Origin of the sequence: Streptomyces sp. NBC_00425, assembly GCF_036030735.1 — a bacterium.
Lineage (GTDB): Bacteria > Actinomycetota > Actinomycetes > Streptomycetales > Streptomycetaceae > Streptomyces.
The window spans coordinates 8,942,876-8,958,357 of record NZ_CP107928.1 but is presented as its reverse complement, the minus strand read 5'-3'; the positions used below and the strand labels follow the sequence as shown (position 1 = coordinate 8,958,357).

Annotated in this window: 13 protein-coding genes and 2 pseudogenes; 8 read left to right on the top strand and 7 right to left on the bottom strand. The window is 71.1% G+C overall.

The window, feature by feature from the left end; genetic code table 11:
- The first annotated feature begins 14 nt into the window (after positions 1-14).
- A complete protein-coding gene (gene hemC, locus OHS82_RS39505) occupies positions 15-950 on the top strand; it encodes a hydroxymethylbilane synthase (protein WP_057581169.1) in 936 nt (311 codons plus the stop codon).
- Between the two features lie 54 nt (positions 951-1,004).
- On the opposite strand, the gene OHS82_RS39500 is transcribed toward hemC, so the two are convergent.
- The 4 genes and pseudogenes from OHS82_RS39500 to OHS82_RS39490 form a co-directional block, all read right to left on the bottom strand.
- Positions 1,005-1,526, bottom strand: coding sequence for a hypothetical protein (locus OHS82_RS39500; RefSeq protein ID WP_057581170.1), 522 nt, complete (start codon positions 1,524-1,526; stop codon positions 1,005-1,007).
- A gap of 156 nt (positions 1,527-1,682) precedes the next feature.
- A pseudogene (locus OHS82_RS43640) lies at positions 1,683-1,793 on the bottom strand (ABC transporter permease); the annotation flags it as partial.
- 66 nt (positions 1,794-1,859) lie between these two features.
- A pseudogene (locus OHS82_RS39495) lies at positions 1,860-1,979 on the bottom strand (ABC transporter ATP-binding protein); the annotation flags it as partial.
- A complete protein-coding gene (locus OHS82_RS39490; protein WP_057581171.1) occupies positions 1,976-2,431 on the bottom strand; it encodes a MarR family winged helix-turn-helix transcriptional regulator in 456 nt (151 codons plus the stop codon). The gene OHS82_RS39490 and the pseudogene OHS82_RS39495, both read right to left, overlap by 4 nt.
- 262 nt (positions 2,432-2,693) lie before the next feature.
- Between OHS82_RS39490 and OHS82_RS39485 the strand changes: the two genes are divergently transcribed.
- Positions 2,694-3,488 carry a SigB/SigF/SigG family RNA polymerase sigma factor gene (locus tag OHS82_RS39485; RefSeq protein WP_328435614.1) on the top strand — a complete coding sequence of 265 codons (795 nt, stop codon included), beginning with the start codon at positions 2,694-2,696 and terminating at the stop codon, positions 3,486-3,488.
- Positions 3,489-3,504: 16 nt separating this feature from the next.
- Here OHS82_RS39485 and OHS82_RS39480 read toward each other — a convergent pair whose 3' ends face one another.
- A complete protein-coding gene (locus OHS82_RS39480) occupies positions 3,505-3,840 on the bottom strand; it encodes an ANTAR domain-containing protein (RefSeq protein WP_328435613.1) in 336 nt (111 codons plus the stop codon).
- Between the two features lie 118 nt (positions 3,841-3,958).
- On the opposite strand from OHS82_RS39480, the gene OHS82_RS39475 reads away from it, so the two are divergent.
- A complete protein-coding gene (locus OHS82_RS39475; protein ID WP_328435612.1) occupies positions 3,959-4,762 on the top strand; it encodes a VOC family protein in 804 nt (267 codons plus the stop codon).
- Between the two features lie 25 nt (positions 4,763-4,787).
- On the opposite strand, the gene glgX is transcribed toward OHS82_RS39475, so the two are convergent.
- Both glgX and OHS82_RS39465 read right to left on the bottom strand, forming a co-directional pair.
- On the bottom strand, positions 4,788-6,941 hold the full coding sequence (gene glgX / locus OHS82_RS39470) for a glycogen debranching protein GlgX (RefSeq protein ID WP_079041434.1): 2,154 nt from the start codon (positions 6,939-6,941) through the stop codon (positions 4,788-4,790).
- Entirely contained in the window at positions 6,938-7,450 is a 513-nt protein-coding gene (locus OHS82_RS39465) for a pep a2 (protein WP_328435611.1), read from the bottom strand. The genes glgX and OHS82_RS39465 overlap by 4 nt, the downstream gene beginning before the upstream one ends.
- 289 nt (positions 7,451-7,739) lie before the next feature.
- Here OHS82_RS39465 and OHS82_RS39460 point away from each other — a divergent pair, with 289 nt between their 5' ends.
- The 5 genes from OHS82_RS39460 (at position 7,740) to glgB (ending at position 15,432) form a co-directional block, all read left to right on the top strand.
- On the top strand, positions 7,740-8,039 hold the full coding sequence (locus OHS82_RS39460; RefSeq protein ID WP_057581198.1) for a DUF5133 domain-containing protein: 300 nt from the start codon (positions 7,740-7,742) through the stop codon (positions 8,037-8,039).
- Between the two features lie 74 nt (positions 8,040-8,113).
- The gene (locus OHS82_RS39455; protein WP_328435610.1) at positions 8,114-10,069 is read left to right on the top strand and encodes an alpha-1,4-glucan--maltose-1-phosphate maltosyltransferase; all 1,956 of its coding nucleotides are present in this window, start codon (positions 8,114-8,116) and stop codon (positions 10,067-10,069) included.
- A 32-nt stretch (positions 10,070-10,101) separates the two neighbouring features.
- Positions 10,102-11,820 (top strand): maltose alpha-D-glucosyltransferase, encoded by a 1,719-nt coding sequence (gene treS, locus OHS82_RS39450; RefSeq protein WP_328435609.1) that lies wholly within the window; start codon positions 10,102-10,104, stop codon positions 11,818-11,820.
- 28 nt (positions 11,821-11,848) lie between these two features.
- On the top strand, positions 11,849-13,219 hold the full coding sequence (locus tag OHS82_RS39445) for a maltokinase N-terminal cap-like domain-containing protein (RefSeq protein WP_057581799.1): 1,371 nt from the start codon (positions 11,849-11,851) through the stop codon (positions 13,217-13,219).
- A gap of 5 nt (positions 13,220-13,224) precedes the next feature.
- A complete protein-coding gene (glgB, locus tag OHS82_RS39440) occupies positions 13,225-15,432 on the top strand; it encodes a 1,4-alpha-glucan branching enzyme (RefSeq protein WP_057581798.1) in 2,208 nt (735 codons plus the stop codon).
- The last annotated feature ends 50 nt before the right edge of the window (positions 15,433-15,482 follow it).

The following is a 15,482-nucleotide window of genomic DNA, read 5'->3' as shown; positions in this document are numbered from 1 at the left end:
CTATCGTGTCCCGCATGTCCGTTCCGGAACTGATCCGCATCGTCTCCCGCGACTCGCCCATGGCACTGGCCCAAGTGGAGCGGGTGCGCGCGGAGTTGACCACCCTGTACCCCGGTGTGCGCACCGAGGTCGTGCCCGTGAGGACGACCGGCGACAAGTGGATGGGAGACCTCTCCCAGGTCGAGGGGAAGGGCGCGTTCACCAAGGAGGTCGACGCCGCGCTGCTGGCGGGCGAGGCGGACCTCGCGGTGCACTGCGTCAAGGACGTCCCCGCCGACCGACCGCTGCCCGTGGGCACCGTGTTCGCCGCGTTCCTGCGGCGCGACGACATCCGTGACGCCCTGATCCACCCCGGCGGCCTCACTCTGGACGAGCTGCCGGACGGGACGCGCGTCGGCACCTCGTCGGTGCGCCGGATCGCCCAGCTCGCCGCAACCCACCCGCAGCTGGAGTGCGTGCCGTTCCGCGGCAACGCCAACCGGCGGCTGGAGAAGCTCGCCGCGGGCGAGGCGGACGCGCTGCTGCTCGCGGTGTCCGGCCTGGAGCGCATCGGCCGGCACGACGTGATCAGCGAGGTGCTGTCGACGGAGACGATGATGCCGCCGATCGGCGCGGGCATCCTCGCCCTGCAGTGCCGCGAGGGCGACACGGACCTCATCGACGCGGTCAGCGCCCTGGGCGACCCGGCGACCCACCGCGAGGCCACGGCGGAGCGCATGTTCCTGCACGTGCTCCAGGGCCACTGCAACAGTCCGATCGCGGGCTTCGCGCGGGTGGACCGCAGCGGTGAACTGTCCCTGCGGGCCTGCGTGTTCACTCCGGACGGCAAGACCCGGCTGAACGCCCACGAGTGGGCGGGCCGTCTCGACCCGGCGACCCTCGGCACGTCCGTGGCGGTGGCGCTGCTGCGTCAGGGCGCCCGCGAGATCATCGACGGCATCCCGCACTGACCGCACCGCCGCCGATCAGCGCGCGGCGGCGACCGGCACGGAGGGCGGCCGCCGTCAGGCGGTGCCCTCTTCGGCCTGGTCGCGCAGGAAGTTGCTGACCTGGCGGGCCAGGCTCTCGCGTCCCGCACCGGTCGCGGCGCCGCCGGAGCCCTCCTGCAGTCCGATGCCGCCGCTCCACAGCCGGCGGTCGGCCCAGTCGTCGTCCACCCGCAGCTGGATCTGGACGTCGACCTGCTTCAGGGACGCCTCGGCTCCCGCCGCGTACAGCACGGCGGTGGCCCGGCGCAGCGGGTAGACGTCGAAGCCCTCGATGAACTGCGAGTTGCGCCAGTCGATGAACGCGCTCTCGCCGTCCGGGCCGAGCCGGACGTCGATCTGGCCGTCCTCGAGGTGGATCGTGGAGTGGCCGTCGCCGCGGTTCTCGACCGTCACCCGCAGACAGAAGTACGTCAGCCCCTCGGCTGCGTCGTCGCGCCCCCGCGGCGGCTCGCTCTGCTCCAGGCGGTGGACGCGGACCCGCAGACCGGCATGCTCGTCGTACTCCTGCCAGTCCCCGACCACGTTCGGCTCGTACACGGTGCACCTCTCGACTTCTACCGGCTGCTTCCTATCCGTGCGCCGATCGCACTGTCAAATGAGCGGAATGCGCTGTGGCCAGGGGCTTCGCCCCCTTTGATCGCTGATCAAGCCGTGCGCAGGCACTATCCGCCGACGAAGTCCGCAGCGGCTTGCCGAGGGCGTGCCGCACATCACGTCGCGGACAAGATCAGCGAGCCGGCCGGGCATGACGTCCACCGGGTACAGGGCGTTGGATCCGAAGAAGAGCGGCATCGTGATCGCCTGGGGATGCCGCCGCTGGGGATCGCCTCGAGGCGGGTGAAGGTCTGACCGAAGATCAGCAGCCACAGGGCCGAAGACCTCGCCTTCCCGGACGGTCAGGTCGAGCCCGTCGACGGCGGGGGTGTTCCCGAAGGCGTGCGTGAGCCCTGTGCAGGCGACGGCGTCCGCTGCGCTGCCGTCGGCCGTCATGAGTCCTCGGCCTCCTCGTGCAGATCGACGGCGAGCGCGCGCAGGGCGGGCAGCGCCGCGCGCAGGGCCGCCCGGTCGGCGGCGTCCAGACGGGCGACATGCCGTTCCACGAGAGCGGACCGCCGCTCCCGCCAGGCCCGCAGCCGGACCTCGGCGGCCTCGGTGAGCTGCAGCCGGGCGGCGCGCCGGTCCGCCGGGTCGGTCTCCCGCAGCAGGTGTCCGTCCCTGACCAGCCGGTTGACGAGCGTGGAGACGGAGTTTCCCGCGAGGTACAGCTCCTTCGCCGCGTCCGAGACGCCGACGCCGGGGCGCGTCTCGACCAGGCGCAGCAGCTCGACCTCGGCGCCGCGCAGCCGCGGCACGGTCAGACCGGCTCGCAGCCGCCGTCTGAGCAGCCGCTGGACGCCGACGAGCGCGTCGGCGAGCTCCTCCGGGAACGTCTTCTCCTCCACCCGACCGACGTTACCTCTGTGTCAGAGGTAATCCTTCCAAGACGGGGCCAAGGGCCAGGAGGGTGATAGACAAAGCGACAAAGAGGACAAATCTGTTTCAAGGGGCCCGAACGAGGGAAACTACAGGTAAGTGCTTCGGACAGGAGGCACGTCCGTGGGACCGCCGCAACGGCCGGCCCCGGGTGTCCTGGATCCGTCCGAGTACGCGATTCCCACGGTGTCCGCCTTTTCACCGGCATCCTCCCTGAGGGAGGTGCGCGTGATGCGTGCCACCGTCCGAACCAAGCAGCATCCCCATGACGACGCCCCGGACACGGGCGAGTCCTTCGCACGGTTCGCCGGACTGCCCGACGGGCCCGAGCGCCGGGCGCTCAGAGACGAACTGGTCGCACTCTGGCTCCCCATGGCCGAGCGGATCGCCGTCCGCTTCCGCGGCCGCGGCGAGGCCCTCGAGGACCTCTACCAGGTCGCGGCGCTGGGGCTGGTCAAGGCCGTCGACCACTACGACCCGGACCGCGGGCGCGCCTTCGAGGCGTACGCGGTGCCCACGATCACCGGCGAGATCAAGCGGCACTTCCGTGACCACATGTGGACGCTGCACGTGCCGCGCCGGGTCCAGGACCTGCGCAACCGGGTGCGGCACGCCGGCAAGGAACTGTCGCAGACCATCCCCGGCCGCCCGCCGACGATCGCCGAGATCGCCGCGTACGCCCAGCTGACCGAGGACGAGGTGCGCACCGGCGCCGAGGCCCTGGAGTGCTTCTCCGCGCTGTCGCTGGAGGCCGAACTGCCCGGCACCGACGGCTACGCCCTCGAGGACGCGCTCGGCGACCCCGACCCCGGCTACGACACCGTCGTCGACCGGGTGGCCGCGGCGCCCTGTCTGCGGGCCCTGCCGGAACGCGAACGGACGATCCTGTACCTGCGGTTCTTCGCGGGGATGACGCAGAGCCGCATCGCGGAGCAGCTGGGCATCTCCCAGATGCACGTCTCCCGCCTGCTGAGCGGCTGCTTCGAGCGGCTGCGCGAGGAGATCGGCGCCGAGGAGGGCGGCTGACCCGTGGGCGGGCCCCCTACTCCAGCGGGGGCGCGCCCGGGACCTGCGTGGGGCCGTGCCGGTCCAGGACGTCCTCCAGTTCGGCCCGGATGTCCGGGGGCAGCTCCCCCCGGCGCCCCCACAGGAGGATCAGCTCGGCGACGCTGCGCAGCTTGACGTTGGTGTGCTGGGAGACCTCTTTCAGCACGGCCCAGCCCTCGTCGGGCGTCATCCGCCCCAGCGCCACGACCACTCCGATGGCCTGGTCGACCACCGCGTGGGAGGCGACGGCCGCCTTCAGCTGCTCGACCTCCTCCTGAAGCGCGAAGATCCGGGCCGTTTCGTCACGGGATGTGCGCGGTACTCGTCCCATCACCCCATCGTGCCATCGGGCCGCTCGGCAGGCGGCCCGGGCCGGGTCGGCCGGACACTGGTGGCATATCCCGCCCGCCGGGAGACCCGCCCGCCGAGAGACCAGGAACGCGAGCGCCATGAACCGTCGTCCGACATCCTCCCCCGGTGCCCGGGGAGCCCTCTCCACGCACTCCGTGTTCGGCGCGCCCTGCTGGGTGAGCCTGACCAGCCGTGACCTCGAGGCCACCCAGGAGTTCTACAGCGCGGTGCTGGGCTGGAAGTGGCTCCGGGGCACGCTGGGCGACCACTTCCGCACCGCCCTGGTCGGCGGCGTGCCGGTCGCGGGGATCGCGGCGGTCGCCTCGATGTGGCAGATGGCGGTCGCGTGGACGCCGTACTTCGCGGTGCCCAGCGCGGACGAAGCCGCCTCCCGGGCCCGTGAGCGGGGCGGCACGGTGGCCGTGGGGCCCATCTCGCTCCCGCCGGGCCGGGCGGCGCTGCTGGCCGACCGGGACGGCGCCACCTTCGGCATCTGGGAGGGCGAGCTGATCGGCAACTGGGAGGCGTGGCGGCAGGCGGCGCCCGCCTTCATCAGGCTGCACACGCGCGACGCCTTCGACTCCGCCATCTTCTACGGCGAGATCCTCGACTGGGCCACCGACCGCCCCGGCGCCTGCGAGGTCCACTACGAGTCCGGCGAGGTCTGGCTGCGCAACCGCGGCGACGTCGTCGCCCGGATCGAGTCCGGCGCCCTGGAGGCGGCGCCGGACCCGACGATCCGCCCGCACTGGCAGGTCCACTTCGCCGTGGCGGACGTGCCGGCCTGCGCGCGCGCCGCGGAGAAGCACGGCGGCTCGGTCCTGCTCGAGAACGCCGACGAAGCGGTGTTGCGGGACCCGGACGGGGCCCAGTTCACGGTCACTTCGCGCCGCGAACGCTGAGCCCCACCCGTCCCGAGGGGGCCCGCTACGGGCGTCGCGGGGGCCGGGCCAGCACGAGGAGACTGCGGGCCTCCAGCGTGACCTCCGCGCCCGCCTTGTACTCCGTCTCGTCCGGACCGCCGTCCGGTTCCGCGGTGTCGACGCACACCGTCCAGCGTTCGCCGTAGGCGGCGTCGGGCAGCCGGAAGGCGACCGGCTCCCAGTAGCTGTTGAACAGCAGCAGGAACGAGTCGTCCACGACGGGCCCCCCGCGCGGACCGGGTTCGGCGATGGCGTCGCCGTTGAGGAAGACGCCGACGCTGTGCGCGTCGGGGCGCAGCCAGTCGCGGTCCGTCATCTCGCCCGCGTCGGGCCGAAGCCAGACCAGGTCGGGCAGCGGCTGCCCCGCGTGCGTGACCGTCTCGCCGCGGAAGAAGCGCCGCCGCCGCAAGCCGGGGTGACCGGCGCGCAGGGCGATCAGACGCCGGCAGAAGCCGGTCAGGGCCTGCTGCTCGCCGGACAACCGCCAGTCGATCCAGGACACTTCGCCGTCCTGGCAGTAGGCGTTGTTGTTGCCGCCCTGGGTGCGGCCGAGCTCGTCGCCGTGGGAGAGCATCGGAATGCCCTGCGACAGCAGCAGCGTGGCGAGCAGGTTGCGCTGCTGCCGGGCCCGCAGGGCGAGGACCCCGGGGCGCTCCGTGGGCCCCTCGACGCCGCAGTTCCAGGAGCGGTTGTCGCTCTCGCCGTCGCGGTTGTCCTCGCCGTTGGCCTCGTTGTGCTTGTCGTTGTACGAGACCAGGTCGCGCAGGGTGAAACCGTCGTGCGCGGTGACGAAGTTGACGCTGGCGCGGGGGCGGCGCCTGCTGTGGGCGTAGAGGTCGGAGGAGCCGGTCAGGCGGGAGGCGAACTCGCCCAGCGAGCCCGGCTCGGCGCGCCAGAAGTCGCGGACGGCGTCACGGTAGCGGCCGTTCCACTCCGACCACAGGGGCGGGAAGTTGCCCACCTGGTAGCCGCCCTCGCCGACGTCCCACGGCTCGGCGATGAGCTTGACGCGACTGATCACCGGGTCCTGCTGGATGAGGTCGAAGAACGCCGAGAGCCGGTCCACCTCGTGGAACTGCCGGGCCAGCGTGGCCGCGAGGTCGAAGCGGAAGCCGTCGACGTGCATCTCCGTGACCCAGTAGCGCAGCGAGTCCATGATCAGTTGGAGCACGTGCGGGTGTCGCATGAGCAGGCTGTTGCCGGTGCCGGTGGTGTCGTAGTAGTGCGCCCAGTCGCTGTCCACGAGCCGGTAGTAGGAGGCGTTGTCGATGCCGCGGAAGGAGAGCGTGGGGCCCTGCTCGTTGCCCTCGGCCGTGTGGTTGTAGACCACGTCGAGGATCACCTCGAGCCCCGCGGCGTGCAGCGCCTTGACCATGGACTTGAACTCGTCGACCTGCCGGCCGCGGGCGCCGTGAGCGGCGTAGTCGTTGTGCGGGGCGAAGAAGCCGATGGTGTTGTAACCCCAGTAGTTGGACACGCCCCGGTCCCGCAGCACGCCGTCCTGCACGTACTGGTGCACGGGCATCAGCTCGATCGCCGTCACGCCGAGCGAGGTCAGGTGTCCGGTCACGGCGGGGTGGGCGAGTCCGGCATAGGTGCCGCGCAGTGCGGGCGGGACGTCGGGGTGGGTCCGGGTCAGACCGCGCACGTGGGCCTCGTAGATCACGGTGTCGGCGTACGGACGGCGCGGCGGCGCGTCGTCGCCCCAGTCGAACGCGGGATCGGTGACCACGCCCAGCAGCGTGTGACCGGAGCTGTCCGCCGGGTCGGGACGGTCGCCGGCCCGTTCGAACAGCGAGGCGTCGTTGTCGATCTGGCCGTCGACGGCCCGCGCGTAGGGGTCGAGGAGCAGCTTCGCCGGGTTGCACCGGTGGCCGCAGGAGGGGTTCCACGGCCCGTGCACCCGGTAGCCGTATCGCTGCCCGGGGCCGACGCCGGGCAGGTACGCGTGCCAGACGAAGCCGTCGACCTCGGTCAGCGGGACCTCGCGGGCGGTGCCGTCGTCGTCCACGAGAACGAGGTCGACGCGGTCGGCGACCTCGCTGAAGAGTGCGAAGTTGGTCCCCTGGCCGTCGAAGTCGGCGCCCAGCGGGTAAGGGTGCCCGCTCCAGGCGGGCACCCCTGCACGGCGATCCGTCCGACGGCGCCGTGACGTCATCGGGCCCCCACCAGAACGCGCGCTTCCTCGGCGGCCGGGGCGGCCACGACGGCCACCGGCAGCGCGCGGGGCACCGTGCGCCCTTCGCGCAGGTTCGGCGCCGGCGCGGTCGGCACCAGCGGCTTGCGCTCGCCCGAGCGGGCCCGCTGGGAGAACCAGATGACCTTGCTGCCGGTGCCGGTGGAGCAGCAGCCCCAGCCGTCGCTCATCGCGGCGATGCGCTCCAGACAGGCCCGCAGGTGCTGATCGGGGCGCAGATGACGGTCGTCGCCCCCGAGGGCCGTGATCAGATGCTGGCCGTTCCACCACATCTCGATCGACGTGTGCTTGTCCGTGGCGTGCTCGTCGATGGCCTCGAGCAGCATCCCTGCGCCGCGGCAGACGGGCTCGACGAGCGTCTGGAGGTCCCAGTGGTTCAGGTGTGCGGCCAGGATGCGCCTGACCTGTCCTACGCGTTCCGGGCTGACGTCCACATCGAGGTGGTAGTAGCAGGGGACTGCGGTCTTCATCTCGTTCGCTCCTCACCGGCGAGGCTCCGCTTCTGCCGGCCCGACGGGCGGGCCACCGACACGAAGCGTGAGCGGTAATCGCTTCAGAGTCACAACCACAGTGGGACTGCTACGCCATTCGTGCAACACGAGCACACCACAATCAAGATCCAACAGGACGTTGGGTGATGCGCCGTGCACCATAAGTGAAGGCCTCGGGAGGTTGGACGTTTTCGCACCTCTGCGGAAAGGGCCGACCCGCTCGTCTCGAGCGGCGTACCTCGTGAACTCCCGGAAGGTGAACAGCGCGATGCTGCAACCAGCGAAGACCGAAGTCGCCAGAACCCTGCGCAGTTTCCGGTCCTGGGAGCGGGCCATGCTCGCGCATCCCGAGGACCGCACGGCGCGGGCCGCCTTCGAGGACTGCGGGTACACGCTGTGCGTGCTGATGGGCAAGCGGTGCGCCCGGGAGGCCGCGGACGCCGCGGAGCAGTACCTGCGCGCCGGCACGGCCGCCCGCCACCGCGAGCGCCGGGGCGCGAACCTGAGGAACGGCGCCGCACGGCTCACCGTGACGCGTCCCCTCCCCTGCCTGCCCGCGGAGACGTAGCCGCCCGCGGCGGTGCAGGTCCCTCGCCCAACACCGGGCGGGCAAAGCCATTTTCAGTCAGCGGAGGTACAGAGGTGAAGTCCACCAGGGCGATCGGCCGGATCCCGGTGCGGGACGTCGAACCGCGTGTGGAGTGCGGCAGACGGCCGGCGAAAGCCGTGGTCGGTGAGACGGTGCGGATCTCCGCGACGGTGTTCCGCGAGGGTCACGACGCCATCGGCGCCAACGTGGTCCTCAAGAGCCCGGAGGGCGGTCGTGGGTCCTGGACTCCGATGCGGGAGCTCGCCCCCGGCAGCGACCGCTGGGGCGCGGACGTGACCCTGGAGGCGATGGGCCGCTGGACCTTCACCGTCGAGGCCTGGAGCGACCCGATCACCACCTGGCGCCGCGCCGCCGAGATCAAGATCCCGGCGGGGATCGACCCGGGGCTGGTCCTGGAGGAGGGCGGCCTGCTCCACGAGAAGGCGGCCGCCCGGGCCCCGCGCGGTCCGCAGCGCACCCTGCTGCGGGAGACGGCGAAGAAGCTGCTCGACGACTCGGCCTCGGTGGCCGAGCGCCATGCCGCGGCGTTGACGCCGGAGGTGGACGCCGTGCTGGCGCGGTTTCCGCTGCGGGAGCTGGTGACCGCGTCGGAAGCGCTGCCCCTGCTGGTGGAACGCGAACGGGCCCTGTACGGCTCCTGGTACGAGTTCTTCCCCCGCTCCGAGGGCACCCCGCAGCAGCCGCACGGCACCTTCCGCACCGCCGCCCGCAGACTCCCCGCGATCGCCGCGATGGGCTTCGACGTCGTCTACCTCCCCCCGATCCACCCCATCGGCGCCACCTTCCGCAAAGGCCGCAACAACACCCTCGACCCACGGCCCGACGACGTCGGCGTGCCCTGGGCGATCGGCTCCCCCGAAGGCGGCCACGACGCCGTCCACCCCGCACTGGGCACCCTGGAGGACTTCACCTGGTTCGTGGAGCGGGCCCGCTCCCTCGGCCTGGAGATCGCCCTCGACTTCGCCCTGCAGTGCTCCCCCGACCACCCCTGGGTCCACAAACACCCCGAGTGGTTCCACCACCGCCCCGACGGCACCATCGCCCACGCCGAGAACCCGCCGAAGAAGTACCAGGACATCTACCCCGTCGCCTTCGACGCCGACATGAAGGGCCTCATCGCCGAGACCGTGCGCCTGCTGCGGCACTGGACCGGCCACGGCGTGCGGATCTTCCGCGTCGACAACCCCCACACCAAACCCGTGGTGTTCTGGGAACGCGTCATCGCCGAGGTCAACCGCACCGACCCCGACGTGATCTTCCTGGCCGAGGCGTTCACCCGGCCCGCGATGATGCACACCCTCGCCCAGATCGGCTTCCAGCAGTCCTACACCTACTTCACCTGGCGTACCACCAAGGACGAGCTGACCGACTACCTCACCGAGCTGTCCGGGCAGGCCGCCTCGTACATGCGGCCCAACTTCTTCGCCAACACCCCCGACATCCTGCCCGCCCACCTCCAGCACGGCGGCCGGGCCGCCTTCGAGGCCCGCGCCGTCCTCGCCGCCACCCTCTCGCCCACCTGGGGCATCTACAGCGGCTACGAACTCTGCGAGAACACCCCCCTGCGCGAGGGCGGCGAGGAATACCTCGACTCCGAGAAATACCAGCTCACCCCCCGCGACTGGGACACCGCCGAACGCGAGGGCCGCACCATCGCCCCCCTCATCACCCGCCTCAACGACATCCGACGCGCCAACCCCGCCCTGCACCGACTGCGCAACCTCCGGTTCCACGGCACGGACAACCCCTCCGTGATCGCCTACAGCAAGCGCGAGGGATCGAACACGGTTCTGGTGGTCGTCAACCTCGACCCCCACCACACCCAGGAGGCCACGGTCTCGTTGGACATGCCGCAACTCGGCGTGGAACACGACGCGGCCCTGACCGTACGCGACGAACTGACCGGTGACACCTACGCCTGGGGCAGGACGAACTACGTGCGCCTGGAGCCCGGTCGGACCCCTGCCCACGTGTTCCACGTCCGGTGACCCACCCCGCCGATCGGAGGCCCCAGACCGCCATGACCGTCAACTCTCCCGTTCCGGACACCTTCGAGGACACGCCCGCCAAGGACCGCGATCCCGAGTGGTTCAAACGCGCCGTGTTCTACGAGGTCCTCGTCCGCTCCTTCCAGGACAGCAACGGCGACGGCATCGGCGACCTCAAAGGCATCACCGCCAAACTCGACTACCTGCAATGGCTCGGCGTCGACTGCCTCTGGCTCCCGCCCTTCTTCAAATCCCCCCTGCGCGACGGCGGATACGACGTCTCCGACTACACCGCCGTCCTCCCCGAATTCGGCGACCTCGCCGACTTCGTCGAATTCGTCGACGCCGCCCACCAACGCGGCATGCGCGTCATCATCGACTTCGTCATGAACCACACCAGCGACCAGCACCCGTGGTTCCAGGAGTCCAGGAACAACCCCGACGGACCCTACGGCGACTACTACATGTGGGCCGACGACGACAAGCAGTACGCCGACGCCCGCATCATCTTCGTCGACACCGAAGTCTCCAACTGGACCTTCGACCCCGTCCGCAAGCAGTACTTCTTCCACCGCTTCTTCGCCCACCAGCCCGACCTCAACTACGAGAACCCCGCCGTCCAGGAAGAGATCCTGGCCGCCCTGCGGTTCTGGCTGGACCTGGGCATCGACGGCTTCCGCCTCGACGCCGTGCCCTATCTCTACGCGGCCGACGGCACCAACTGCGAGAACCTGCCCGCGACCCACCAATTCCTCAAGCGGGTGCGCCGTGACATCGACGCGCACTATCCGGACACGGTGATCCTGGCCGAGGCCAACCAATGGCCCGAGGACGTCGTCGACTACTTCGGCGACTACGCCTCAGGCGGCGACGAATGCCACATGGCGTTCCACTTCCCCGTCATGCCCCGCATCTTCATGGCCGTCCGCCGGGAATCCCGCTACCCCGTCTCCGAGATCCTCGCCAAGACCCCCGCCATCCCCGCCAGCTGCCAATGGGGCATCTTCCTGCGCAACCACGACGAGCTCACCCTCGAAATGGTCACCGACGAAGAACGCGACTACATGTACGCCGAATACGCGAAAGACCCGCGTATGCGCGCCAACATCGGCATCCGCCGCCGCCTCGCACCCCTCCTCGACAACGACCGCAACCAGATCGAGCTCTTCACCGCCCTCCTGCTCTCCCTCCCCGGCTCCCCGATCCTCTACTACGGCGACGAGATCGGCATGGGCGACAACATCTGGCTCGGCGACCGCGACGCCGTCCGCACCCCCATGCAGTGGACCCCCGACCGCAACGCCGGATTCTCCTCCTGCGACCCCGGCCGCCTCTCCCTGCCCACCATCATGGACCCCGTCTACGGCTACCAGGTCACCAACGTCGAGGCGTCCATGTCGTCGCCCTCCTCGCTCCTGCACTGGACCCGCCGCATGATCGAGATCCGCAAACAGAACCCCGCCTTCGGCCTCGGCACCTACACCGAACTCCCCTCCTCCAACCCCGCCGTCCTCGCCTTCCTGCGCGAACACGAGGACGACCTCGTCCTGTGCGTCCACAACTTCTCCCGCTTCGCCCAGCCCACCGAACTCGACCTCAGCCGCTTCCACGGCCGCTACCCCGTCGAACTCTTCGGCGGCGTCCGCTTCCCACCCGTCGGCGAACTCCCCTACCTCCTCACCCTCGCCGGCCACGGCTTCTACTGGTTCCGGCTCACCAGAGCCGCGTCCCGGACCGGCCGCCGCCCGTGAGCGTGCGCCGACGAAAGGATGGGTCACCGTGACGAAGACCGCGAAGACCGCAACCCTGCGCCCGGACACCGCGAGCGGCACCCGTTCCGCGGGGCCGCTCGGCGCGCTGCTGCACGAGTGGCTGCCCCGGCAGCGCTGGTTCGCCGGCAAGGACCGCCCGCTCACCGACCTGCGCATGCTGTCCATGACCGAGCTGTACCCGGGCTGTCTGCATCTGCTCGTGCACGCCGGCCAGTCGGGCGTCCCCACCCCCGGGGGCACCCCCCCGGCCGGCGACTGCTACCAGCTGCTCCTCGGCATCCAGGAGCATCTGTCGCCGCGGCTGGGACGGGCGCTGATCGGCAGGGTGGAGGAGGGGCCGCTGGCCGGGCTGACCGTCCATGACGCGCTCCAGGACCCGCGGTCGGCGCATCTTCTCCTGGAGCGGATGCGGCATCCCGGCACTCTCGGCCCGTTGTCGTTCGAGTCGGACCCGTCCGTGTCGCTTCCCCCGGGGCTCGCGCCGCGCCTGCTTGAGGCCGAGCAGTCCAACACCTCCCTGGTGTACGGGGACGCGTTCATCCTGAAGATCTTCCGGCGCATCCAGCCCGGGGTGAACCCCGATCTGGAGGTGCCGGTCGCGCTGGCCGGACAGGGGTGCGGGCGGGTGCCCGCCCCCGTGGCCTGGTTCCGGACGACCCATCCGCAGGAGGCGACGCTCGGCGTGCTGCAGCCGTTCCTGCCCGACGCCTCGGACGGCTGGACGCTGGCGCTGCGCGCGCTCTCCCGCGGCGAGGACTTCACGGCGGAGGCCGAGGAGCTGGGGCGGGCCACGGCGGACGTCCATCTGGCGCTCGCCGCGGCCCTTCCGGCCGGTCCGGACGCAGAGGACGGGCGCACGGCGGCCGCGATGACCGAGCGGCTGGAGGCGGCCGCGCACCATGTGCCGGCGCTGCGGCCGTTCGTGCCGGGTCTCATCACCGCGTTCGGCGCCCTCTCGGCGTGCGACGCGGGGCCGCCCGCCCAGCGCATCCACGGCGACCTGCACCTCGGACAGGTCCTGCGCGCCGGACGCGACTGGTTCGTCATCGACTTCGAGGGCGAGCCGTCCCGTCCGCTGGCCGAGCGGCGCAGCGCCCACTCGCCGGTCCGGGACATCGCCGGAATGCTGCGCTCCTTCGACTACGCCGCCCGCCAGCGCCGCCCGTGGCGGCCGGAGTGGGCCCGGCGTTGCCGGGAGGCCTACTGCGCGGGCTATGCGGCCCGCGCGGGCTGGGACCCCCGTAAGAAACATGCCCTGCTGCGTGCCTACGAGACGGACCGAGCCGTGTACGAAGTGCTGTACGAGGCCCGTAACCGTCCCGACTGGCTGCCCGTACCCATGGCGGCGATCGAACGACTCGCCGTCCGAGGAGGCTGACCCCTGTGGCCCTGCGTGACACCTCTCCGCCCGAGTCGGCCGGTCCCCGCCCGCGTACGGCGCCCGCGCTCGACGCGGGCGACCGCGGACGGCTGCTCTGTGGCGCTCACCACGATCCGCACGCGCTGCTCGGCGCGCGCCAGGTGCCGGGCGGGGTCCTGTTCCGGGCGCTGCGGCCCTTCGCCGACGCCGTGAGCGTGGTGATCGACGGTGATCCCACCCCGCTGGTCTCGGAGGGCGACGGCCTCTTCGCGGTCGTGCTGCCGCTCGACGCCGTGCCCGCGTACACGCTGCTGGTGTCGTACGAGGGCGCCGAGCACAAGGTGGACGATCCGTACCGGTTCCTGCCGGCCCTGGGCGATCTCGATCTGCATCTGATCCGGGAGGGGCGGCACGAGGAGCTGTGGAAGGCGCTCGGCGCCGAGCCGATGGCCCACGAGGGTGTGCTCGGGACCCGGTTCACCGTATGGGCGCCCAACGCGCAGGGGGTGCGGATCGCCGGGGACTTCTGCTTCTGGGACGGGACGGCCTTCCCCATGCGGTCCCTCGGCTCGTCCGGGGTGTGGGAGCTGTTCCTGCCGGGGATCGGTGAGGGCGCCCGGTACAAGTTCGAGATCACCTCGCGCCACGGCGACCGGTTCCTCAAGGCGGACCCGATGGCCCGGCGTGCCGAGGTGCCGCCGGACACCGCGTCGATCGTGCACACCTCGCACTACGAGTGGTCGGACGAGGAGTGGATGGCGCACCGGGGCGACGTTCCCGTGCACGTCGCCCCGTTCTCCGTGTACGAGGTCCATCTGCCGTCCTGGCGGCCGGGCCTGACGTACCGGGAGCTGGCGCGGGAGCTGCCCGCGTATGTCCGCGACCTGGGCTTCACGCATGTGGAGCTGATGCCCGTCGCGCAGCATCCGTTCTCGGGTTCCTGGGGTTACCAGGTCACCGGCTTCTACGCGCCGACCGCCCGGCTCGGCACGCCGGACGACTTCAAGTACCTGGTGGACGCGCTGCACCGGGCCGGCATCGGCGTGATCGTGGACTGGGTGCCCGCGCACTTCCCCAAGGACGACTGGGCGCTCGGCCGCTTCGACGGGGAGCCGCTGTACGAGCCCGGCGACTCCCGTCGGGCCGAGCATCCGGACTGGGGGACTTACGAGTTCGACTTCGGCCGGACCGAGGTGCGCAACTTCCTGGTGGCGAACGCCACCTACTGGTGCGAGGAGTTCCACGTCGACGGCCTGCGGGTGGACGCCGTCGCCTCCATGCTCTACCTGGACTACTCGCGCGACTCCGGACAGTGGACGCCGAACGTGTTCGGCGGCCGCGAGGACCTGGCCGCCATGGCGTTCCTGCAGGAGATGAACGCGACGGTGTACCGCCGCAACCCGGGCGTCGTGACGATCGCCGAGGAGTCCACCGCCTGGGACGGCGTGACCCGGCCGACGGACAGCGCAGGCCTGGGCTTCGGGCTGAAGTGGAACATGGGCTGGATGCACGACTCGCTGCAGTACATCGGCAAGGAGCCGGTGCACCGCAAGTACCACCACAACGAGATGACCTTCTCGATGGTGTACGCCTACAGCGAGAACTACGTGCTGCCCATCTCGCACGACGAGGTGGTGCACGGCAAGCAGGCACTGGTCTCCAAGATGCCGGGCGACTGGTGGCAGCGGCGCGCCAACCACCGTGCCTACCTGGGCTTCATGTGGGCGCATCCGGGCAAGCAACTCCTCTTCATGGGGCAGGAGTTCGCGCAGGGCGCCGAGTGGTCCGAGGCGCACGGCCCCGAGTGGTGGCTGCTCGACGCCGGGTACGCGTCGGCGGGCGACCACCGGGGCGTGCAGGACCTGGTCCGCGACCTCAACTCCGTGTACCGGGCCACTCCCGCCCTCTGGGAGCGCGACACCGACCCCGCCGGCTTCCGGTGGGTGCTGGGGGACGCCGCGGAGGACAACGTCTTCGCGTTCCTGCGGCACGACGCGCACGGTGCGCCGCTCCTGGCCGTCAGCAACTTCTCCCCGGTGGTGCGCCACGACTACCGTCTCGTGGTCCCCGCCGGCGTCCCGGCCTGGCGTGAGGTGCTCAACACCGACGCCGAGCGCTACGGCGGCAGCGGCGTCGTCGGCCTGCCCGGTGCCGTCGCCGTGCGCGACGGAGAGCTCAGGCTGACGTTGCCCCCGCTCGCGACGGTCTGGATGGCTCCGTCGTCCGTGTGAAGGGGGCCGGACGGGGCAGTCGGGTGCGTACCACCCACCAGAGAAGGGCT